18 protein-coding genes and 2 pseudogenes are annotated in these 20,732 nt (G+C 73.4%); 8 read left to right on the top strand and 12 right to left on the bottom strand.

Annotated elements, in window-relative coordinates; genetic code table 11:
• Nucleotides 1–69 precede the first annotated feature (69 nt).
• The gene (locus tag AMETH_RS12420) at nucleotides 70–894 is read left to right on the top strand and encodes a lysophospholipid acyltransferase family protein (RefSeq protein ID WP_017981801.1); all 825 of its coding nucleotides are present in this window, start codon (nucleotides 70–72) and stop codon (nucleotides 892–894) included.
• Nucleotides 891–1,196, top strand: a complete 306-nt coding sequence (locus tag AMETH_RS12415) for a chorismate mutase (protein WP_017981800.1) — start codon at nucleotides 891–893, stop codon at nucleotides 1,194–1,196. Before AMETH_RS12420 ends, AMETH_RS12415 begins: the two co-directional genes overlap by 4 nt.
• A gap of 202 nt (nucleotides 1,197–1,398) precedes the next feature.
• Here AMETH_RS12415 and AMETH_RS12410 read toward each other — a convergent pair whose 3' ends face one another.
• Both AMETH_RS12410 and AMETH_RS12405 read right to left on the bottom strand, forming a co-directional pair.
• Nucleotides 1,399–2,745, bottom strand: a complete 1,347-nt coding sequence (locus AMETH_RS12410; protein ID WP_017981799.1) for an LLM class flavin-dependent oxidoreductase — start codon at nucleotides 2,743–2,745, stop codon at nucleotides 1,399–1,401.
• Nucleotides 2,742–4,037: an MFS transporter gene (locus AMETH_RS12405; protein ID WP_017981798.1), complete on the bottom strand. Its 1,296-nt coding sequence runs from the start codon at nucleotides 4,035–4,037 to the stop codon at nucleotides 2,742–2,744. Before AMETH_RS12405 ends, AMETH_RS12410 begins: the two co-directional genes overlap by 4 nt.
• A gap of 88 nt (nucleotides 4,038–4,125) precedes the next feature.
• Between AMETH_RS12405 and wrbA the strand changes: the two genes are divergently transcribed.
• Both wrbA and AMETH_RS12395 read left to right on the top strand, forming a co-directional pair.
• Nucleotides 4,126–4,737 carry an NAD(P)H:quinone oxidoreductase gene (gene wrbA, locus AMETH_RS12400; RefSeq protein WP_026153047.1) on the top strand — a complete coding sequence of 204 codons (612 nt, stop codon included), beginning with the start codon at nucleotides 4,126–4,128 and terminating at the stop codon, nucleotides 4,735–4,737.
• 124 nt (nucleotides 4,738–4,861) lie between these two features.
• Nucleotides 4,862–5,881 (top strand): EamA family transporter, encoded by a 1,020-nt coding sequence (locus tag AMETH_RS12395; protein ID WP_020486692.1) that lies wholly within the window; start codon nucleotides 4,862–4,864, stop codon nucleotides 5,879–5,881.
• On the opposite strand, the pseudogene AMETH_RS36670 reads toward AMETH_RS12395, so the two are convergent.
• Nucleotides 5,784–6,591: pseudogene (locus AMETH_RS36670) on the bottom strand (GlxA family transcriptional regulator). The gene AMETH_RS12395 and the pseudogene AMETH_RS36670 sit on opposite strands and share 98 nt — an antisense overlap.
• On the opposite strand from AMETH_RS36670, the gene AMETH_RS42040 reads away from it, so the two are divergent.
• The gene (locus AMETH_RS42040; protein ID WP_026153045.1) at nucleotides 6,590–6,922 is read left to right on the top strand and encodes a cupin domain-containing protein; all 333 of its coding nucleotides are present in this window, start codon (nucleotides 6,590–6,592) and stop codon (nucleotides 6,920–6,922) included. The pseudogene AMETH_RS36670 and the gene AMETH_RS42040 sit on opposite strands and share 2 nt — an antisense overlap.
• On the opposite strand, the pseudogene AMETH_RS36665 reads toward AMETH_RS42040, so the two are convergent.
• The 8 genes and pseudogenes from AMETH_RS36665 to thyX form a co-directional block, all read right to left on the bottom strand.
• Nucleotides 6,919–7,870 (bottom strand): annotated as a pseudogene (locus AMETH_RS36665) (zinc-binding dehydrogenase). The gene AMETH_RS42040 and the pseudogene AMETH_RS36665 sit on opposite strands and share 4 nt — an antisense overlap.
• Before the next feature lie 85 nt (nucleotides 7,871–7,955).
• A complete protein-coding gene (locus tag AMETH_RS12370; protein WP_156131657.1) occupies nucleotides 7,956–9,524 on the bottom strand; it encodes a substrate-binding domain-containing protein in 1,569 nt (522 codons plus the stop codon).
• A gap of 118 nt (nucleotides 9,525–9,642) precedes the next feature.
• Nucleotides 9,643–11,361 (bottom strand): ribonuclease J, encoded by a 1,719-nt coding sequence (locus AMETH_RS12365; protein WP_017981791.1) that lies wholly within the window; start codon nucleotides 11,359–11,361, stop codon nucleotides 9,643–9,645.
• A complete protein-coding gene (dapA, locus tag AMETH_RS12360) occupies nucleotides 11,358–12,371 on the bottom strand; it encodes a 4-hydroxy-tetrahydrodipicolinate synthase (RefSeq protein ID WP_038532068.1) in 1,014 nt (337 codons plus the stop codon). The genes AMETH_RS12365 and dapA overlap by 4 nt, the downstream gene beginning before the upstream one ends.
• A gap of 129 nt (nucleotides 12,372–12,500) precedes the next feature.
• The gene (locus tag AMETH_RS12355; RefSeq protein WP_017981789.1) at nucleotides 12,501–13,982 is read right to left on the bottom strand and encodes a serine/threonine-protein kinase; all 1,482 of its coding nucleotides are present in this window, start codon (nucleotides 13,980–13,982) and stop codon (nucleotides 12,501–12,503) included.
• Between the two features lie 76 nt (nucleotides 13,983–14,058).
• Nucleotides 14,059–15,297, bottom strand: coding sequence for an Nramp family divalent metal transporter (locus tag AMETH_RS12350; RefSeq protein WP_017981788.1), 1,239 nt, complete (start codon nucleotides 15,295–15,297; stop codon nucleotides 14,059–14,061).
• Nucleotides 15,298–15,914: 617 nt separating this feature from the next.
• Nucleotides 15,915–16,298, bottom strand: a complete 384-nt coding sequence (locus AMETH_RS12345; RefSeq protein WP_017981787.1) for an ACT domain-containing protein — start codon at nucleotides 16,296–16,298, stop codon at nucleotides 15,915–15,917.
• Entirely contained in the window at nucleotides 16,295–17,047 is a 753-nt protein-coding gene (thyX, locus tag AMETH_RS12340; protein ID WP_017981786.1) for an FAD-dependent thymidylate synthase, read from the bottom strand. The genes AMETH_RS12345 and thyX overlap by 4 nt, the downstream gene beginning before the upstream one ends.
• 125 nt (nucleotides 17,048–17,172) lie before the next feature.
• Here thyX and AMETH_RS12335 point away from each other — a divergent pair, with 125 nt between their 5' ends.
• The gene (locus tag AMETH_RS12335; RefSeq protein ID WP_017981785.1) at nucleotides 17,173–17,685 is read left to right on the top strand and encodes a toxin-antitoxin system HicB family antitoxin; all 513 of its coding nucleotides are present in this window, start codon (nucleotides 17,173–17,175) and stop codon (nucleotides 17,683–17,685) included.
• Nucleotides 17,686–17,687: 2 nt separating this feature from the next.
• On the top strand, nucleotides 17,688–18,584 hold the full coding sequence (locus AMETH_RS12330) for a DUF4097 family beta strand repeat-containing protein (protein ID WP_017981784.1): 897 nt from the start codon (nucleotides 17,688–17,690) through the stop codon (nucleotides 18,582–18,584).
• Between the two features lie 329 nt (nucleotides 18,585–18,913).
• Here AMETH_RS12330 and AMETH_RS12325 read toward each other — a convergent pair whose 3' ends face one another.
• On the bottom strand, nucleotides 18,914–20,131 hold the full coding sequence (locus AMETH_RS12325; protein WP_017981783.1) for a winged helix-turn-helix domain-containing protein: 1,218 nt from the start codon (nucleotides 20,129–20,131) through the stop codon (nucleotides 18,914–18,916).
• Between the two features lie 39 nt (nucleotides 20,132–20,170).
• Here AMETH_RS12325 and AMETH_RS12320 point away from each other — a divergent pair, with 39 nt between their 5' ends.
• Nucleotides 20,171–20,731, top strand: coding sequence for a GNAT family N-acetyltransferase (locus tag AMETH_RS12320; protein WP_017981782.1), 561 nt, complete (start codon nucleotides 20,171–20,173; stop codon nucleotides 20,729–20,731).
• Nucleotide 20,732: the final 1 nt, after the last annotated feature.

Raw genomic sequence — 20,732 nt, 5'->3', positions numbered from 1 at the left:
GCCACACTCGGCACAGCGGGAACTTCGCCGTCACCGGCGGACCTTGATCCGCCATTTCGGTGATCTGCCATGCTGACGACCATGTTCGCGCTGCACTCCGACGACACCGGGCAGACACGCCGCAGGCCACCGGCGGTCTGGCGGACCATGACCCGGATGGACCAGGGGCTCGTCGCGCTGACCGGACGGCTGCGGATCACCGGCCGGATCGCGCCGGAGCTGCGGGGACGGCCGTTCTTGATGGCTTCCAACCACATCGGCGTGTTCGACCCGTTCGTGCTGATCGCCGCGTGCCGCCGGATCGGCATCGCGCCGCGGTTCATGCTGGCCGGCGGGATCCTCGACACGCCGGTGATCGGGCCCGCGCTGAAGGTCAGCGGGCACATGCGGATCGACCGCGGCAAGGCGAGCGCGCTGGAGCAGTTCGCGCAGGCCCTGGAGGAGATGCGGACGACGCCGAGCCCGATCATCGTCTACCCGGAGGGCCGGATCAGCCACGACCCGGGCCTGTGGCCGGAGCGCGGCAAGACGGGCGCCGCCCGGCTCGCGATCGCCGCCGGGGTGCCGGTGGTGCCGATCAGTCAGTGGGGCGCGCACGAGGCCGTGTACTGGGGAACGGAGAAGGTGACGGGTCCTGCGGACCTGCTGCCGCTGGCCCGGTCCGGCCTGACCGCGCCGTTGCGGCGGCCGACGTACCGCGTGCACTTCGGCGAGCCGGTGGACCTGAGCGACATCGAGCCGGAGCGGCCGGGCGCCGGGGTGCGCGCGCACGCGAAGATTATGCGCGCCATCACGGCCGGCCTGGTCCCGTTGCGCCGCGACGAGCCCGACAAGCCGAAGTTCCACGACCCGACGCGCCCCACGGACACCATCAGCCCCTGGCGGCCCCGGTGACGGGCGCCCCGAAGACGCTGACCGAGGTCCGCGCGCGCATCGACGCCCTCGACGCCGAGCTGGTCGGCCTGCTGGCCGCCCGCCAGTCCCTGGTGCGCGCGGCCGCGGCGTTCAAGACCGACTCGCGGGCCGTTCGCGCGCCCGGCCGGGTGGAGCAGGTGGTCGCGGCGGCCCGGGAGCGGGCCGTCGCCGCGGGACTGGCCCCCGAGGTCGCCGAGGCGGTGTGGCGCGCCATGATCGGCGCGTTCATCAAACTGGAGCTGGGCGAGCACGCCCGGCTGGCTGGGGACGCCCCGGCGTGACGGGGCTTGGGCGGCGGTAGGCCGCGCCTGGCGGCCTACCGCCGAGCAGCGCGCCCGGGTGGGCGGGGGGCGCGACCGAGCCGCTCCCGGCAGCAGCCTCCGCGCCGGGCGCCCGGCGCATCGAGCCGCCTTCGGCGGCGAGTCGGCCGATCCGCGTACCGGCACTCCCGTGAGGGATTGCTGCCCGGGGTGAGCACCGGCCTCAGCGGCGATGCGCCGCCCCAGGGTGGTCCGCGGCCAGCCGTGGCCCCGCGCCACCGAGCCGCTCCCGCAGCGTGCCCGCTTCCGGCTGTGACGGGACCCGGCCCCGGCGGCGCAGCTCCGGCACCACCCAGCGCGCGAAGTCCGCGAACGTGCCCGGCGTCGTCACGTACGCCAGGTTGAAGCCGTCCACGTCGGCCTCCTCGACCCAGCGCTCCAGCTCGTCCGCGACCTCCGGGCCGGACCCCGTCACGACCGGTCCCCGGCCGCCGAGTCCGATGAAGCCGGCCAGCTCGCGCGGCGTCCACGCCCGCTCGGCCGTCGTGAACGCCGCCAGCGCCGACCGGTTCGCGTCACCGTCCCGGTAGGTCAGGAGCTGGTCCACCGGCAGTTCGGCCAGGTCGACGCCCGTCCAGCCGCCGAACAACGCGAACGCCCCCGGCACCGACACCAGCGACTGGTACTCGCCCAGCTTCTGCTCGGCCTCCGCGGACGTCTCACCGACCACCGGCGTCAGCATCGTGAAGATCTTCACCGCCCGCGGGTCCCGGCCCTGCTCGGCCACCCTGGCGCGGATCGCGTCCACCGAGCGGCGCACCACCCGCGGCGACGGTCCGGACACGAACACCGCCTCCGCGTGCCGCGCCGCGAACCGCACGCCCCGCGGCGACGCGCCGGCCTGGAACAGCACCGGCGTCCGCTGCGGCGACGGCTCCGACAGGTGCGGCCCCGGCACCGCGAAATACTTCCCCTTGTGCCCGATGTCGTGCACCTTCGCCGGGTCCGCGTACACCCCGCCGGACCGCACGACCGCGCCGTCCTCCCACGAGCCCTCCCACAGCTTGTAGCAGACCTCGAGGTACTCCTCCGCGATCTCGTACCGCTCGTCGTGCGGCACCTGGGCGTCCAGGCCGAGGTTCCGCGCGGCACTGTCCAGATAGGACGTCACGATGTTCCACGCGACCCGGCCCCGCGTCAGGTGGTCCAGTGTGGACAGACGGCGGGCCAGCGAGTACGGCTGCTCGTAGGTCGTCGACACGGTGACCCCGAACCCGAGGTGCGAGGTCACCGCGGCCAGCGCGGGCAGCAGGACCGTCGGCTCGTTCACGGGGATCTGCGCGGCGTCGGCGACCGCGGCGTCCTTCGATCCACCGTAGACGTCGTACACGCCCAGCACGTCGGCGAGGAACAGCGCGTCGAACCCGCCGTCTTCGAGTGTGCGCGCCAGGTCCAGCCAGAAGGACAGGTCGGTGTAGCGGTGCCCCTCGTCGGCGGGGTGCTTCCACAGCCCGGCCGACTGGTGCCCGGCGCAGTTCATGTCGAAGGCGTTCAGGTAGATGCGGCTCATGCCAGCCCCTCGGAGTTGGTTTCCCGCGCGAACCACGCGCACGCGAACGTCAGCACCGCCAGCCCGGCGAAGTAGGCGACGATCAGCCACGGCCGCCCGTCCCCGGCCACCAGCAGCGCGGCGGCGATCAGCGGCGCGAACCCGCCGGAGAGCACCGCGCCGATCTGGTACCCCAGGGACGCGCCGCTGTAGCGCACGCGCGTGTCGAAAAGCTCGCCGAACCACGCCGCCTGCGGCCCGTACATCGCGTCGTGCACCACGTTCACGCCGAACACGATCGCCAGCACCACCGCCACCGCGGACCCGGAGTCGGCCGCGAGGAAGAACAGCACCAGCGCCACGATCCCGGCGAGCGAGCCGAACAGGTACGGCGGGCGCCGCCCGAACCGGTCGGACAGGTAACCCCACAGCGGGGTGCTCACCAGGCCGATCGCGGAAGCGACCATCACCGCGACCAGCCCGACGGCGCTGTCCCGGCCGAACGTGGTCTGCAGGTAGGTCAGCGAGTAGGTGGTCAGCAGCACGAACAACGCGATCTGCGACAACCGCAGTCCGGTGGTCAGCACGACGTTGCGCGGCTGCGTCCGCAGCACCTCGACGACCGGCAGCCGGGCGGTCTCCCCGCTCGCCTTGAGCCGCGCGAACACCGGCGCGTCGGTCAGCCGGAGCCGGATCACCAGCCCGACGACCACGAGCACGAGGCTGAGCAGGAACGGCAACCGCCACGCCCAGGACAGGAACGCGTCGCCGGCGATCGTGCGCACGAGGTAGAAGACGCCGGTGGCCAGCAGCATCCCCGCGGACGACCCGAGTTGCGTGAAGCTGCCGAACAACCCGCGCCGCCCGGGTGTGGCGTGCTCGACCGACAGCAGCGCCGCGCCGCCCCACTCGGCGCCGACCGCCAGCCCCTGCAACAGCCTCAGCACCACCAGCAGCGCCGGGGCGAGGATCCCGGCCTGCGCGTAGGTGGGCAGCACCCCGATCGCCGTGGTGGCGATCCCCATCAGCAGCAGCGCGCCGACGAGTACCGCCTTGCGGCCGACCCGGTCACCGAGGTGGCCCGAGATCACCGCCCCCACCGGCCGGGCACCGAAGCCGACCGCGTAGGTGCCGAAGGCCGCGAGCGTGCCCGCGGTCGAGGAGACGTTGGGGAAGAACAGCGGCTTGAACACCAGCGCGGTCGCGGTGGCGTAGAGGTAGAAGTCGTACCACTCGATGGTCGTGCCGATCATGCTGCCGAGCGCGGCGCTCCGTGGCGTGGTGCGCGGCGCGGCGGGGACCGTCGTCGTCATGCCCCGGCACGCTAGGGTTGCCGGGCGCCGCCCCGCGTGGGGTCTCACATGATGGAACGCACGATTCGATACCGGTAGGGTGATCACCGTGACCACTCGGATCCTCGTCGTGTACTACAGCGCCACCGGCAACACCGCGAAGCTGGCCGCCGCATTGGCGGGCGGGGCCGCCGACGCCGGGGCGGAGGTCCGCGTCCGCACGGTCGCCGAGACCGCCCCGCCCGAGGCGATCGCGACCAACCCGCGCTGGCAGGCGTGGGTCGACGCGGGGCCGCACGACGAACTGGCCACGCTGGCCGACCTGGAGTGGGCCGACGGGCTGGCCATCGGCAGCCCGACGCGGTTCGGCGGGCCTGCCAGCCAGCTCAAGTCCTATCTGGACACCACGGGTGGCCTGTGGGCCAAGGGGAAGCTGGTGGACAAGGTCGCGACGTCGTTCACCACGGCCTCCACCGCGCACGGCGGGCTGGAGGCGACCGTGCTGGCGATGAACAACATCTTCTACCACTGGGGCGCGATCGTGCTGCCGCTCGGCTACGGGCAGCCGCACCTGCTGGAGTCCGGGAACCCCTACGGCGGTTCGTTCGTGTCGCGCAAGGCGGCCGAGCCGGACAAGGAGTCGCTCGAAGCCCTGCGCATCCAGGGCCACCGGCTCGCCACCATCGCCGGGTACGTCCGCGTCGGCCGGGGCGGCGCCTGAGCAGCGCGGGAGCGCCGCACCCCACCCCCTCCCCGGAGTAACCGGCACGCGAGTTTGACCGGTTACGCGAGGCGTGACGGAATTCCGGTACCGCCGTACCGGTCGGCCGCTTAGGGTGGGCGGAGTGGTCACCGAAGCTCCCGCACCGGCGCGTGCGTTCGTCCCCCATCGCGGGCGTGGCACGACGCTGATCCTCGTCTCCTCGGTCTGTTTCGGCAGTTCCGGCACGATCGCGAAACCCGCGATGCTCGCCGGCCTGTCCGCCGAGCAGGTCGCCGCGGCGCGGATCGGGCTCGCGGCGCTGGTGCTGGCCGCCGTGGTGGTCATGGTGAAGCCGTCACTGCTGCGCGTCCGGCGCGCCGAGTGGCCCCTGCTGCTCGGCTACGGCCTGCTCGGCGTCGCGGGTGTGCAGCTGTGCTACTTCGTGGCCGCCGGGCGGCTGCCCGTCGGCATAGCGATCCTGCTCGAGTTCACCTCGCCGGTGCTGATCGCGCTGTGGACGCGGTTCGTCCGCGGTGTGCGGCTGCCCGGGCGCATGTGGGCCGGGATCGCGCTGGCGATGGCCGGGCTGGCGGGGGTGGCGCAGGTGTGGCAGGGGCTCGGCCTCGACGCGGTCGGGCTGCTCGCCGGGCTCGGCGCGGCGGTGTGCTCGGCGGCATACTTCCTGCTCGGCGAGCACGGCGTCACCACCCGCCACCCGATGGGCATGGTGACCTGGGGCATGATCATCGGCGCGGTCGCGGTGTGCGCGGTCGCCCCGCCGTGGACGATGCCCGCCGCGGTCCTCACCGCTCCCACCGAGTTCGGCCCGTGGCACCCGCCGGTGTGGCTGTTGCTGGTCGCCGTCGCGGTGTTCTCGACCGTCCTGGCCTACGCCATCGGCCTCACCGCGCTGCGCCACCTGCCTGCCGCCGTCGCGAGCGTCATCGGCCTGCTCGAACCGGTCATCGCCACCGCCACCGCGTGGGCGCTGCTGCACGAAACGCTGGCCTGGCCCCAGCTGGCCGGCGCGGTCGTCCTGCTCGGCGGCGCGCTGATCGTGCAGCTCAACTCGCCACGCGCGCAGGTTCCGGAGCCCGCAGCGCCCGCCGGTACGCGCCCGGGGTCGTACCCACCTGGTCCCGGAACCGGCGCCGCAGGTTGACCGCCGACGCGAGCCCCACGCGCGCCGCGATCGCGTCCACCGGCAGATCGGTGTCCTCCAGCAGCCTGCGCGCCTCCGCCACGCGGCGGGACAGCAGCCACGCGCCCGGGCTCGTGCCGAGCCGGTCGTGGAAGCGCCTCGCCAGCGTGCGGGGTGAGACGTTGAGCCGCGCGGCGAGGCCGGCCACCGACAACGGTGTCCCGAGCCGCTCGCCGGCCCACTCGAGCAGGTCGTCCAGCTCGTCCCGGGGCGGCAACCGGGAACTCGCGCCACAGCTGCTCCGCCCGCTCCCAGTGCGTGGGGGCCGAACGGCCGTCCAGCAACCCGGTGCGCGCCAGGGCGAACACGCCGGAGCAGACCGTGACGAGCCGCGCCCCACGGGCGTGGTCACGCAGCAACGCCTGCCGCACCCGCGGGGACAGCGGCGCCTCGACCGGCGCCCAGCCCGGGATGATCACCGTGTCCGCGTCGTCGAGCGCGGACAGCCCCCGCGGCACCGACAGGGTGTAACCCGCGGTCGTCGGCACGGTTCCCGGCTCCTCGGTGCACACGTCGAACTCGTAGTGCCGCGGCACGCCGTCCCGCACCGTGCCGAAGACCTCCATGGCGCAGCCGAGCTCGAACGTCGACTGCACCGGCTGCACCAGGGCGACCACGGTGTCCTGGCGGGCACTGTCCCGGCCCGGTCCGCGCCCGCATCCTGGGGCCATGCACGAAATCCTCGCCCAGGAGGGCTACACCTCGGTGTCCGTCGACGAAGCCCCGGTCCGCGAACTGTTCCCCGGCGGCCGGCACCGTCCGTTGTGGACGGGGCCGAGCGGGGCGCACGCCGACCTGCTGGAGATGGACGCGGGCGCGTCCTGGCCGCACCGCGACGTGCACGAGCCCGGTCCCGAGGAGGTCTACGTCGTGGCGGGCACGTTCCACGACAGCGCCCGCGCCTACCCGGCGAGGACGTTCCTGCACGCCCCCGCCGGCACCTGGCACGTGCCCTCGACCGACACGGGCTGCACCCTGTTCCTGTTCTACCCGGAGGGCTAGCGGGACGGCGTCAGCACGATCCGGCCGAACACCTCGCCGCGGTCCATCTTCCGGTGCGAGCCCGGCCTCGGCCAGCGGCAGCACCTCGTGCACGACTGTGCGCAGCTCCCCGCGCGCGGCGGCAGCGAACTGCGAGGCGCGGACGGTTCGCCGCTCGCCCGCGGGCACCGTGTCGGCGCTGAAGGTGGCCACCGACAACGACTTCCGGAACCCGGCCATCATCACCGCGCCGAATTCCGCGGGCGGGCCGCCCACCACACCGACCAGGACCGCCCGCCCGTTGGGGCCGAGCTTGCCCACGAACTCCGGGAAGTCCGGGCCCGCGACGACGTCGACGATCACGTCGAACCCCGCGCCGCCCGCGCCGGAGCGGTCCAGCACGTGCGTCGCGCCCAGCTCGCGCAGCCGCTCGCCCCGTGCGGCCGACGACGTCGTGACCGCCACCGCCCCGGCGCCGCCCCGCGCGGCGAGCTGGACCGCCGTGAGCCCGATGCTGCCGGCGGCACCGCGCACCAGCACCGACTCGCCGGGCGCGAACCCGGCGCGCGCGAGGGCGAAATGCGCCACCACACCGGAACTCCCCAGCGCCACGGCGTCCACCGTGGACAGACCGGCCGGCAGCGGCAGCACCTCCCCGGCGGGCACCACCGCTCGTTCGACGTACCCGCCACCGGTGCCGGTGAACCCCCACACGCGCCGGCCCAGCAAGGCCCCGTCGACACCGTCGCCGACCGCGATCACGGTGCCGGCCACCTCACTGCCCGGGATGTGCCCGGCCGTGAACCCGTGCGCGGCGAGCGTGCCGCGGCGGATCACCGCGTCCACGCCGCCGACGCCGATCGCCTCGGTCTCGATCAGCACCTGCCCGGCCGCCGCCTCGGGCGCGGGAACGTCCACCACGGCCAGGCCCTCCGGCCCGCCGAACTCCTTGATCACCACTGCTTCCACGTCCGCCGACGCTAACGAACGTGACCGTCCGCTGAGCCGAAGTGAGAGCGCGGGGGGCGAATCTGTCTCGCTCGGGCGGCGTGGTTCAGGCGCCGGTGAGCCGGGCCAGCGCGCCGTAGAACACGTCGGTGATCCGCGCCGGATCGGGCGCGACGAACGTCTGCCCGCCGGTGGGCGTGGTGATCGCCGCCAGCTCGGCCACGTCCACGTCCGGGCCGATCCCGATGCCGATGATCGCCACCGGCCTGGCCGGGTCGGCGAGCTTCGCCAGCTCCGCGACCAGCGCGTCCCTGCTGATGCCGTCCGCGTCGTCGTTGCGCCCGTCGGTCAGCACGATCACCAGGTTGAGCCGCCCCGCCTGCCACTCCGCCGACGCCAGCTGGTACGCGGCCAGCACCGTGTCGTACAGCCCGGTGTCCCCGTCCGGCGTGGCCTGGATAGCCCGCAACCGCTCCGCCGCCCCGGACGCCAGGTGGTCGCTCACCGGCCGCATCGGCAGCACCTCGCGGTAGTCGCGGTCGCCGTCCAGGCGCGTGGCGAACTCCCACACGCTGCCCTCCGACGTCGGCTTGAACAGCGACAACGCCCGCGCGGCCGCGTCGGTGGTCAGCTGCATGCGGGTCTGCCCGGTGCCCGGCACCTCGACGTCCATCGACCCCGACACGTCGATCAGCACCCGCGCCCGCGAGCTGGAGTTGATCCGCGCCCACTGCCCGAGCAGCGCGTCCACGTCGGCGTCGGTCGGCACCGCGGGCGAGGGCTGGGTCCGGTCGCTGACGTTCTGCGCCGCGCCGTCCCGCAGGTAGCGGCCATCCGGCGTGCGGAACCCCGCGTTGGCCAGCGCGTTCGACCCCTCCAGGCCCAGCAGCGCGGACAGCAACGCCCCGGCGGCCGTGCGCTGCGCCTCCCCGGCGCCGCCGAGCACGGCGAACGGGTAGTCCAGCGCGGGCGCCTCCGCCTGGTAGGTCGCGACGAGCCCGCTCTGGGTGCCCGCGACGCCGTTGCGCACGTTGTAGCGCAGCAAGGCGTTCTCCGACACCGGGAACCCGGCGAGCGTCCGGTCGGCCAGCCGCGCGAACAGGTCGTCGGTGGTGGGCACCGCGTTCGGCGACAGCCGGCGCAGCGCCGCGGCGTGGGTGTCGGCGGCGGCCACCGCGGCCCGGATGCCGATCAGCGCGGACAGGCCCGCCGGGTCCCGCCCCGGATCGGGCACGCCGAGCGCCAGGCCGGGCGCGCCGAGCACGTCCGACCAGGACGGCGCGCGGCCCGGCCAGCCGAGGCCGGCCGCGGCCTCCTCGGTCAGCGCGAACACGACCGGCGAACTGGCGATGCTGATGCCGCCCGCGATCCCGCTCGCGCCCACACCCTTCGCCCGCCGCAGCTGCAGCGTCGACTCCGGGATCCACACGTCCGGGCGGATCTCGCCGCCGGGCAGGGCCAGCGACTGCGCGACCGCCGCCGAGTCGACGGCGTTGACCTCGAAGGCCGCGCACTCGGTCTGCGCCACCCGGCGGGCGACCTGCGCGACCGCCGGGGCCACCCCGGGCGCCGCGGCGACCCGCACCACCGCGGGCCGGTCGCAGCCGCCCTGGTCACGCACCACGTCCGCGGCGATCCAGCCGGCTCCGCCCAGCACCACGAGGACGCCGAGCACCGCCCACACCCGCCGCGGCCGCCGCCGGGCAGGAGACGAATGTCGGCCCACCTCGCACCGCCTCCGCTGGATCGCTCGCCAGGACGAGATCCAGGTTAAGGGCAGTGACGGAGATTACCTACGCTGTCGGATCGGCCTGTCCGTACGTCACCGGGATGACCGTCGGCACGATCATCGGGCGGCGCCGGTAGGTCTCGGCGACCCATCGGCCCACGACACGGCGCACGGCCTGGGCGATCCGGTGGCTGTCGGTGATGCCCTCCGCCTCGGTGCGGGACAGCTCCATCTCGACGAGCGGAACCACCGCATCGAGCGCTTTCGGGTCGTCGGAGAACCCGCGCCCGGACACCGTCGGGGTGCTCACCGCGCGGCCGGTGGTCGAGTCGACCGCGACGTTGATCGCGATGAACCCGCCCTCGCCCAGCACCAGCCGGTCGGAGAGGGTCGACTCGCCGACGTCGCCGACCGACAGGCCGTCCACGTAGACGTGGCCGACCTCGACCCGGCCGGTCGCGCGCGCCCGGCCGTCCACCAGGTCGACCACCACGCCGTTCTCGGCCAGCACCACGTTCTCCGGCGCCACGCCGGTGCGGATCGCCAGCGCGCCGTTGGCCCGCAGGTGCCGCCACTCGCCGTGCACTGGCATGACGTTGCTCGGCCGGATCGCGTTGTAGAGGAACAGCAGCTCCCCCGCCGACGCGTGACCGGACACGTGCACCTTCGCGTTGCCCTGGTGCACCACGTTCGCGCCGAGCCGGACCAGGCCGTTGACCACGCCGAACACCGCGGTCTCGTTGCCCGGGATCAGCGAGCTGGCCAGCACCACGGTGTCCCCGGCCCGGATCGAGATCTGCCGGTGTTCGCCGCGCGCCATCCGGGACAGCGCCGACAACGGCTCGCCCTGCGATCCGGTGGACACGAACAGCACCCGGCTCTCGGGCAGGTTGACGGCCTCGTCCAGGTTGATCAGCAGGCCCTCGGGGATGTTCAGCAGGCCGAGGTCCGCGGCGATCCCCATGTTGCGGACCATCGAGCGGCCCACGAACGCGACCCGGCGGCCGTGCTTGACCGCCGCGTCGAGCACCTGCTGCACGCGGTGCACGTGACTGGCGAAGCAGGCCACGATCACCCGCTGGGTGACGTGCCCGATGACGTCGTCGAGCACCGGCCCGATGTCCCGCTCCGGCGTGACGAACCCGGGCACCTCGGCGTTGGTCGAGTCGATGCACAGCAGGTCGACGCCCTCGTCGCCGAGGCGGGAGAACCCGGCCAGGTCGGTCAGGCGGTTGTCCAGCGGCAGCTGGTCGAGCTTGATGTCACCGGTGTGCAGCACCACGCCGGCCGGGGTGTGCAGCGCGACCGCGAGCGCGTCCGGGATCGAGTGGTTGACCGCGAAGAACTCCAGCTCGAACGGGCCCACCGTGCGCCGCTCGGACTCGGTCACCTCGATCAGCTTCGGCCGCTGCCGGTGCTCCTTGCACTTGGCCTCCAGCAGCGCGAGCGTGAACCGTGAGCCGTAGACCGGCAGGTCCGGCCGGAGGCGCAGCAGGAACGGCACGGCGCCGATATGGTCCTCGTGGCCGTGCGTGAGCACGAGAGCCTCGATGTCGGACAGCCGGTCCTCGATCGCCCGGAAGTCGGGCAGGATCAGGTCGACGCCGGGCTGCTCGTCCTCGGGGAAGAGCACCCCGCAGTCGACGATCACGAGACGGCCGTCGTACTCGAAGACGGTCATGTTCCGGCCGACTTCCCCGATGCCGCCGAGGGCGACCGCGCGCAGGCCGCCGTCGGGCAGTGCGGGTGGGGTGTTGGTCGGTCCGGGTCCTGCCAGGTTCACCTGTGAATGGTCCCTACGCTGGTGTGAGTGGTCGGCGCGACGTAGGCCGCCGCTGAGTCGGCCTGCGCCACCCGGGAAGAGTGCCAGTCCGGCGACGGGGACTCCGCGAGGGGGACCCCCGCCTGGGCGAGGTCGGTGGCGATCGCCTCGACCTGCTCCGGGGTGGCGGGCACGATCGGCAGCCGCGGGCCGCCGACCGGGTGGCCGCGCAGCGCGAGCGCGGTCTTGGAGAACACGACCCCGCCGACCCGCGACATGGCCCGGAAGACGGGCAGCATGCCGCGGTGGTTGGTGCGGGCGGTGGAGGTGTCGCCGTCCTCGTAGGCCTCGATCATGGCCCGGATCCGGCCGGCCACCACGTGCCCGATCACGCTCACCACACCGGCCGCGCCCACCGACAGCCACGGCAGGTTCAGCGCGTCGTCGCCGGAGTAGTAGGCCAGGTGGGTGTTGGCGATGACCTCGCTGCCGGCCAGCAGGTCGCCCTTGGCGTCCTTGACCGCCAGGATGCGGGGGTGCTCGGCCAGGCGGCGCAGCGTGTCGACCTCGATCGGCACGATCGAGCGCGGCGGGATGTCGTAGAGCATCACCGGCAGGCCGGTCGCGTCGGCGACCGTGGTGAAGTGCGCGTACAGGCCGGCCTGCGACGGGCGCGAGTAGTAGGGCGTGACCAGCAGGACGCCGTGGGCGCCGGCCTTCTCGGCCTGCTGCACCAGTTCGACGCTGTGCGCGGTGTTGTAGGTCCCGGCGCCGGCGATCACGGTCGCGCGGTCGCCGACCGCCTCGGCAACGGCGCGCACCAGGCCGGCCTTCTCGGCGTCGGTCGTGGTCGGGCTCTCGCCGGTGGTGCCGTTCACGACCAGGCCGTCGTTGCCCAGCTCCACGAGGTGCTCAGCGAGCTCCTGCGCCCGCTTCAGGTCGACTGCGCCGTCCGCGTCGAAGGGGGTGACCATCGCGGTGAGCACGCGCCCGAAGGGCCTCCCGGGCGCTGCCGAAGGTGGGTTGGACATGGTCTGACGGTACCTCCTCACGCTGTGAATATTCGTGCCGACCTGCCAAAACGGCATGATCCGCAGGAAAGGGCCACCACCGGCCGGAGAATCGCTGGACCAGGTGATCTTCCGCCGTAACCTTTCGCGTCAGCGGACCTTCCGCGTGACCGCCTCGGTGAGCTGACCCCCGCCCTTCTTCGACACCAGGCAGTAGATGCCGCGGACCGGGTCGTCGTAGGCCTTCTCCGGGACGGCGTCCCACTCGGCCCGCGACGGGACGAGCGCGCGGTAGCTGAGCGTGGCACGCTCGGCCGCGTCGATCGTTCCGGAGTGGAAGCTCAGCGCGCAGAAGGACTCGGCGTAGCGGCGCAGCGCGTCGGCGCCCGGGTACGCCACGAACCCGGCTTCGTCGTCCCCGGAGCTGGCGTTGCCGAGGCTGTCCTGCTCGTCGTAGAGCTCCAGCTCGTGCGCCTTGTCGCAGTCGACCTGGTTGTCGGAGGTGATCCGGTAGCCCGGTTCGAGCCGGCCGTTGTAGCACCGGTAGGAGCTGCCCGGCTCGAACCGCAGGTCGCCACCCTCGCCGTAGACCATGGTCGGCAGCATCGCCGGGTCCTCCGCCTCGGTCGCCCACCACTGGCCGGCCAGGAAACCGCCGGCCAGCAGCACGACGCCGAGGACGGCGCCCGCGGTCACCCACGCGCCGCGGCGGCCGGTGCGTGACGGCGCCGGAGCGAACCGGGTGGGCGGCTGTCCGTTGTGGACGGCGGTGGCGATGCCCCCGGGCGGGGTGTTCTGGGCGGCGATGCCAAGCAGGTGCGCGGCCTGGGCCGCGGAGATCCGGCCCTCCGGCTTGGCCACCAGCAGGCCCATGATCGCCGAGGCCAGCGGGCCCTGCACCCGGGTCAGGTAGGGCACCTCGGTGAGGATGGCGTTCATGGTCGCGGCGGTGGTCGGGCGGTCGAACGCGGACTTGCCCTCGACGGCCAGGAACAGCGTCGCGCCCAGCGACCACAGGTCGGAGTCGGGCAGCGCCTCCCGCCCGTCGAGCCGCTCCGGCGCCATGAACGCGGGCGAGCCGACGATCGTGCCGCTCGAGGTCAGCCGCGGGTCGTCGATCGCGGTGGCGATGCCGAAGTCGGTGAGCTTCACCCGCCCGTTCGCGCCGACCATGATGTTGCCCGGCTTGACGTCGCGGTGCACGATGCCGGCCTCGTGCGCGGCCTGCAGCGCGGAGAGCACCTGCTGCCCGATCGAGGCCACCTGCTGCGGCGGCAGCGCGCCGTGGTGGCGCACCAGGTCGCCCAGCGTGGGCGCCTCGACCAGCTCCATCACGATGTAGGTCGCGCCGTCCTGGGTGACCACGTCGAAGACCGTGACGATGGCCGGGTCGTTCAGCCGCCCCGCGGTGCGCACCTCCCGCAGCACCCGCTCGGTGAACACGGTGTCCTCGGCGCCGTCGGGCAGGCGCAGTTCCTTGATCGCGACCTGGCGGCCGATCACCTGGTCCTGCGCGCGCCACACGACGCCGTGCCCGCCCCGGCCCAGCTCACCGAGGAGCGCGTAGCGGCCGGCCACCACCCGTGGTCCGGCCGGGCGCGGCGTGGTCTGCTGGGTCTGCTCTTCGGTCAACGTGGCTCCGGTGATCGCGGCTATCGGGACAGCGGGATGCTAGTCCGACCGTCGCGGGAGCCGATCGGTTCCGGTGTCAGCCCGCGAAGGTGAGGTAGATCAGCGCCACGTTGAGGGTGATGATGACGGCAGCGATCACCCACGCCAGCGTCGTGGTGGCGCGGTGGTTCGCGGCGGACCCCATCAGCTCGCGGTCGCTGGTCAGCCGCACCAGCGGCACCAGCGCGAACGGGATGCCGAAGGACAGCACCACCTGGGACACCACCAGCGCCCGGCTGGGGTCCACGCCGATCGCGAGCACCACGATCGCGGGCAGCAGCGTGATCAGCCGCCGCAGCAGCAGCGGGATCCGCTTGCGCAGCAGGCCCTGCATGATCATCGCGCCGGCGTAGGCGCCCACCGACGTCGAGGCCAGGCCGGAGGCCAGCAGCCCGATCGCGAACAGCAGCGCGACGGCCGGTCCGAGCGTGTTCCCCACCGCGGCGTGCGCGCCTTCGATCGAGTTGACACCATCCTGGCCCTGCAGGTTCGTGGCGGCCAGCAGCACCATCGACAGGTTCACCGCACCGGCCAGCAGCATCGCCAGGCCGACGTCGAAGCGGGTGATCCGCAGCAGGCGCGACCGGCGGGCGGCCTCGACCTTGCCGTGCCGGTCGCGGGCGAGCCCGGAGTGCAGGTAGACGGCGTGCGGCATGACGGTGGCACCGAGCATGGCGGCGGCGATCAGCACGCTTTCGGTGCCGGCGAACCGCGGGACCAGCCCGGCCGCCGCGTCCGCCGCGGACGGCGGTTCTACGAACACGCTGGCCAGGAACCCGACCGCGATGACGCCGAGCAGGCCGGTGACGACCCGCTCGAACGGCCGCTGGCCATGCTTGTCCTGGACCAGCAGCAGGACCATCGACACCACGCCGGTGATCACGCCGCCGACCAGCAGAGGCAGGTCGAACAGCAGGTACAGGGCGATCGCGCCGCCGACGACCTCGGCCAGGTCGGTCGCGATCGCGACCGTCTCGGCCTGCGCCCAGTAGCCGAGGCGCGCGGCCCGCGGCATCCGCTCGCGCAGGTTCTCCGGCAGGGACAGGCCGGTGACCAGGCCCAGCTTCGCCGACAGGTACTGGACCAGCCCGGCCATCAGGTTGGCGGCCACGATCACCCACACCAGCAGGTAGCCGAACTGGGCCCCGGCGCTGATGTTGGAGGCGACGTTGCCCGGGTCGACGTAGGCGATCGCGGCGACGAACGCGGGCCCGAGCAGCAGGGAACCGGAGCGCACCCGCTTGAGCCGTGGTCCGAGCTGTTCCGTCAGCGCCATCCGTCCTCCATCCACGAAGCCGAAGCCTGATTTTAGGCGGACCGAACTTTGGTGTACAGAGCAGCGAAAGTGGTGTGCAACGCACGGGCACCCCGGCTTAGGCAGCAGGTTCCGGGCCACCGCGTCTGGCGTGGGCTCGGCGTGGGTCCGGCGAGCGGTCAGCAGAAGGCGGGCACGAACGCCCGAGGTTCGCCGTGCGGGCTGGTCGCGGCCGGGTCCCGGCGCGACGGGCCGCTGGTGGAGACCCGGTTCGGCGAACACGGCCTGCCCGGGAGGACGGCGGCGGTGACCGCCAACCGGGGAACGACTTCCGGGTCAGGCGAATCGCCGGTGCGCCGATCAGCACGTTGGCCGGCGGATCCAGCGCTGGCCCACGGCCCGGGACCGCAGGCCGGAAACCCCGACCCACGCCCGCCGACCTGCACGAACACCGCCGTCCGCCCCGCGGCTGGTGGTAGCAAGGTCCCGACGCGACGGACCGCCGGCGGAGATCCGGTCCGGTGAACACGGCCCGCCCCGCCGACGACAGCGGCAGTGGCCGCCACCCGGGGAACCAACTTCCGGGTCAGGCGACGGTCCGGAGGCGCGGGCCGGGACCTCGGCCGACGTGGGCCCGGCTACTCCGCGACCTCGTGCCCGGCCGCGCGCAGCGCCTGCACCGCGCGCGCCAGGTCGCCTTCCTTCACCAGCACGTGGTCGGTGTCGAACGTGGACAGCGTGAACAGGCCGACCCCAGCGGACGCCAGCTCGCTGGCCAGCGCGGCGATGATCCCGGTGAGGGTGAACGCCAGCGGGCCGCGCACGGTCAGCAGCCGCCAGCCGGACTCGACCCGGGCGCCTTCCGGGGCCAGGCCGGCCGGGCAGATCACCGAGGTCTCCGCGGGCGTGCGGGTGACCGAGACCAGCCCGTCCGGCGCGTCCAGGCCGGGCACGGGAGCACCCGGATCCAGCCGCGCGACCGCGTACTCGCCCGGCTGAACGTCGATGGCGAGCCGTTTCACCCTTCGAGAACCTTCGGGCTGGAGGCGACCTCCGTGCCGTCGGGCAGGGTGGAGATGGTGAAGTCGGCGAACACGTTCGGCGCGGCCTTCTGCAGCTGCCGCAGGCATTCCACGGCCAGGCCGCGGATCTCCACGTCGGCGTGCTCGGTGGCACGCATGGCGATGAAGTGCCGCCAGGCGCGGTAGTTGCCGGTGACCACGATGCGGGTCTCGGTGGCGTTGGGCAGCACCGACCGGGCGGCCTGGCGCGCCTGCTTGCGGCGCAGCGTGGCGCTCGGCGCGTCGGCGAACTTGTCCTCCAGCCCGGCCAGCAGCTCGTTGTAGGCGTCGACGCTCGCCTGCGCGGCCTTGAGGAACTTCTCGTGCAGCTCCGGGTCGTTCGCGATCACGTCCGGCTCGACGAACGCCGCGTCGCGTTCGGGCACGTACCGCTGCGACAGCTGCGAGTAGGAGAAGTGGCGGTGCCGGATCAGCTCGTGGGTCAGCGAGCGCGAAACGCCGCTGATGTAGAAGCTCACCGAGCCGTGCTCCAGCACCGACAGGTGACCGACCTCGATGATGTGGTCGATGTAACCGGCATTGGTGGCCGTCTTCGGGTTCGGCTTCTTCCACGACTGGTAGCAGGCGCGACCGGCGAACTCGGCGAGCGCCTCACCGCCGTCGGCGTCGGTCGACCACGGCACGTCCTCCGGTGGGAAGAACTCCGTCTTCGCGATCAGCTGAACCTTCGGCGACACGGTCTCGGCCACGGTCGCGCTCCTTCCCCTCGACGACTCCCCGGCAGCGTAACCGCCGGGTCCGACCACCCGGCCGCGACACCACGTGGTGTCATCTTCTCCTTGACTGACACCAATAGTGACGTCATAGTGGTGTCATGGACTTGACCCCGTACATCACCAGCCTCCGCGAGGACCTCACCGCGACGGCCTCGGCCGGGGACGAACAGATCCGCCGGGCGGCGGCGCTGCTGTCCGGCGCGCTGGAGCCCGCGGTCCGGCTCGTGCTGATGAACGCGCTGGCCGACCTCGCCGCCGAGGCGACCGCGCAGCTGCCCGACCACGTCGTCGAGGTGCGCCTGGACGGCCGGGACGTGCGGGTGGTGGTCACCGGTTCCGCCGGCGAGCGGCCACGGGCCGAGCGTCCCGGGCCGCCGCCTCCGCCACCGCCGCCGCTGGTGGAGGGTGGGGACATCTCGCGCATGACGCTGCGCCTGGTGGAGAAGCTCAAGGAGCAGGCCGAGCACGCCGCGTCCTCGCAGGGCGTCTCGCTCAACACGTTCATCTCGCAGGCCGTGCAGGGCGCGCTGCACGGTTCGCAGTCCTGGCACGCCGAGAAGCAGAGCGGCTCGCGGTCCGAGTCGCACCTGCACGGCTGGGTGAAGGGATAGTCATGACCGATCCGGAGCTCGTGCGCACGCAGACGTTCGCCCTGCCGGGGCCGCTGGAGCTGGACATCGCCGTGTCGATGGGGAAGGTCGAGGTGAAGCTGGGCGCCGAGGAGCCCGAGGCGACGGTAGAGATCCGGCACGACCCGGACGCGCAGCAGCCGTGGACGCAGGGCATCTCCAGCCTGCTGAGCTGGGTCAGCGAGCGGTTCGGCGACCAGCTGGGCACCGACCTGAGCGGCACGCCCGCGGACGCGGTGCAGCAGACGCGGCTGGAACAGACCGGCAACCGGCTGACGGTGCACGCGCCGAAGGCGTTGCCACTGCGGAACATCCCGCTCGCCGTCACGGTGATCGCGCCCGCCGGCACCGCCGTGGAGGTGCGGGCCGGGTCGGCGAACGTGACGGTGACCGGGTCGGCCGGGCGGGTGGACGTCTCCACCGGGACCGGCGAGATCAGGATGGACCGGTCGGAGGGCGCGGCGACGGTGCGCAGCGGCTCCGGCGCGATCCGACTCGGCCCGACGCTGGCGGGACTGCACCTGCGCACCGGCAGCGGCGACGTCGAGGTGGCGTCGCTGGCCGGGTCGGCGACGCTGGCCACCGGCACCGGCGACGTGTGGCTGGGCACCGTGTCCGGGTCGGTGCTGGCCCGCAGCGGCAGCGGCGACGTGTCGGTCGCCGAGGCGGCGAGCGGGAACCTCGAGCTGGTCACCGGTTCCGGCGACATCCGGGTCGGGATCCGGCCGGGCGTGGCCGCGGAGGTCGACCTGACCGCGAGCGCAGGCAAGGTGTCGAGCGAGCTGGACGTGGCGCTGGACCGGCCCGACGGCGAGATCCCGCTGAACCTGCGGGCCCGCACGGGATCCGGCACCGCCGTGGTGACCCGCGCGGCGCAGTAGACCACCGGAGGGCGGCCGCGAGCCGCCATGGGGGTGGAGGGGTGGTGTGACATGGGGGCGTGTCACACCACCCCGGTTCCGTGTTTGGACTACCGGCGGCCCGCGAACGTCCCCAGCTGCGGCCGGAGATCCGGCAGCCCGCCACCAGCCAGCCATTCCGAGGCAAAGGCGGCCCGCGAACCTCCTCAACCGCCGAAGGCCGGCTGTCACCCACAGGGCGGGCGGCAGCTGTTGGTGGGCTTGCCGCCAGCCGGCCACCGCCAGCCACAGGACCGGGGAGCAGCCATTTTTCGTGCGTGCCGGCCGCCGGATTCAGCGCCGTCGGGTTCTCACGCTCGGCTCAGCGCCGGCGCCAGATCACCCCGCTCCCCCACCACGAAACCGTCCAGCCCCAGCCACGAGGCCATCAACCGCAACTCCCCCGCCAGCTCGGCGGCCACCCGCGGCACTTCGGCGCCCGGCTCGGCGAACGCGCCCTGCACCCGCAGCACCCCGGCCTCCCGGTCGGCCTTCAGGTCGACCCGCGCCACCAGTTCGCCGTCGAGCAGGAACGGGAACACGTAGTAGCCGTACACGCGCTTGGGCTCGGGCACGTAGATCTCGATGCGGTACCGGAACCCGAACAGCCGCTCGGTGCGGGCCCGCTCCCAGATCAGGGGGTCGAACGGGCACAGCAGCGCCCGGCCCGTCACCTTCCGCGGCATCCGGGCGCCCACCAGGCGGTACGCCGGGCCGCGCCAGCCGCGCACCTCGACCTCCTCCAGCACCCCGTCCTCGCCCAGCTCGGCCACTGCCTGGCGGCTCGTCTCCGGGCCCAGCCGGTAGTAGTCCCGCAGGTCCGGCTCCGTCGCCACGCCCAGCGCCGTCGCCGCGCGGGAGATCAGCTCGCGCGCCCCCTGTTCGGGCGACACCCGCCGCGCCAGGACCTCCGCCGGCACGACCCGCTCGGTCAGGTCGTACAGCCGCTCGAACCCGCGCCGCGTGCCGGTGGTCAGCTGACCAAGACCGAACAGCAGCTCGCAGATCTTCTTGACCTCGGACCGCTCCCACCACGACCCCGGGCGGCGCGCCGACTCGCCCTCCAGCTCGCGCTCGATGCCGCCCGCCCCGATCGGGCCGAGCTCCTTCACCACCGCCAGCACGTCGTCGACCAGCGACGGCGAGCGGTCGGCGAGGGCCTGGTAGTTGCGCCACCACCCGGGCCGCTTCGCACCGGACTGCAACAGCGGCCAGTCCTCGACCGGGATCAGGCTCGCCTCGTGCGCCCACGTCTCCACCAGCAGCCGCGGCTTGCGGCTGCTGTGCGTCCAGGCGGCCTCGTCGATCAACGCCGGGTCGTAGCTGCCCAGCCGCGCGAACAGCGGCGCGTAGTGCGCCCGCACCGCGACGTTCACCGAGTCCAGCTGGATCAGCTGCAGCCGCGACAACGCGCGCTTGAGGTGCCGCCGGGTGGGTTCGGTGACGGGCCGCGGGTCGGCGAAACCCTGGGCCGCCAGCGCCGCCCGCCGGGCGGCCGCCACACTCATCGTCTCCATGGTGGTGCTCATGGTGCCAGCACCCACCGACAAAACCGGTAGGTTCCCGGCATGAGCACCGTGTCCGTCCGCGAAGCCGTCGACGCCGACGCCGCGGAGATCGCCCGGATCCAGCGCGTCACCTGGCGGACTGCCTACCAGGGCGTCCTCAGCGACCGGGCGCTCGCCGAGCTCGACTCCGCGGTCACGGAGGCCCGGTGGGCGGAGGCGATCGGCCACCCCGGCTCCCGGATCCACCTCGCCGTCGAAGGCGGCTGCACGGTCGGGTTCTGCGTCGCCGGACCCGCGCCGCGCGACGACGTGGCCGACGCGGCGGGGAACGTGCCGGGCGACGCCGACCGCACCGGCCTGATCGCGACGCTGCTGGTGGAGCCGCGCTGGTCCCGGCGCGGCCACGGCTCCCGGCTGCTGGCCGCGGCCTCCGCCGGGCTGCGCGAGCTGGGCGCCGGCCGCGGCGTCACCTGGGCCGTGGAGTCCGACGCCGCTACCCTCGGCTTCTACCGCCGCGCCGGCTGGCACCCCGACGGCACCGTCCGCACCCTGGACACCGGCGACCGCCGCCTGCGCGAACTCCGCCTCACCGGCGCACTGGACATCCAGCTCGTCGAGTAGG

This window comes from Amycolatopsis methanolica 239, from assembly GCF_000739085.1.
Classification (GTDB): Bacteria; Actinomycetota; Actinomycetes; order Mycobacteriales; family Pseudonocardiaceae; genus Amycolatopsis_E; species Amycolatopsis_E methanolica.
Note: the sequence above shows the minus strand (reverse complement) of the source record. Positions and strands in the feature narration are given on the sequence as shown.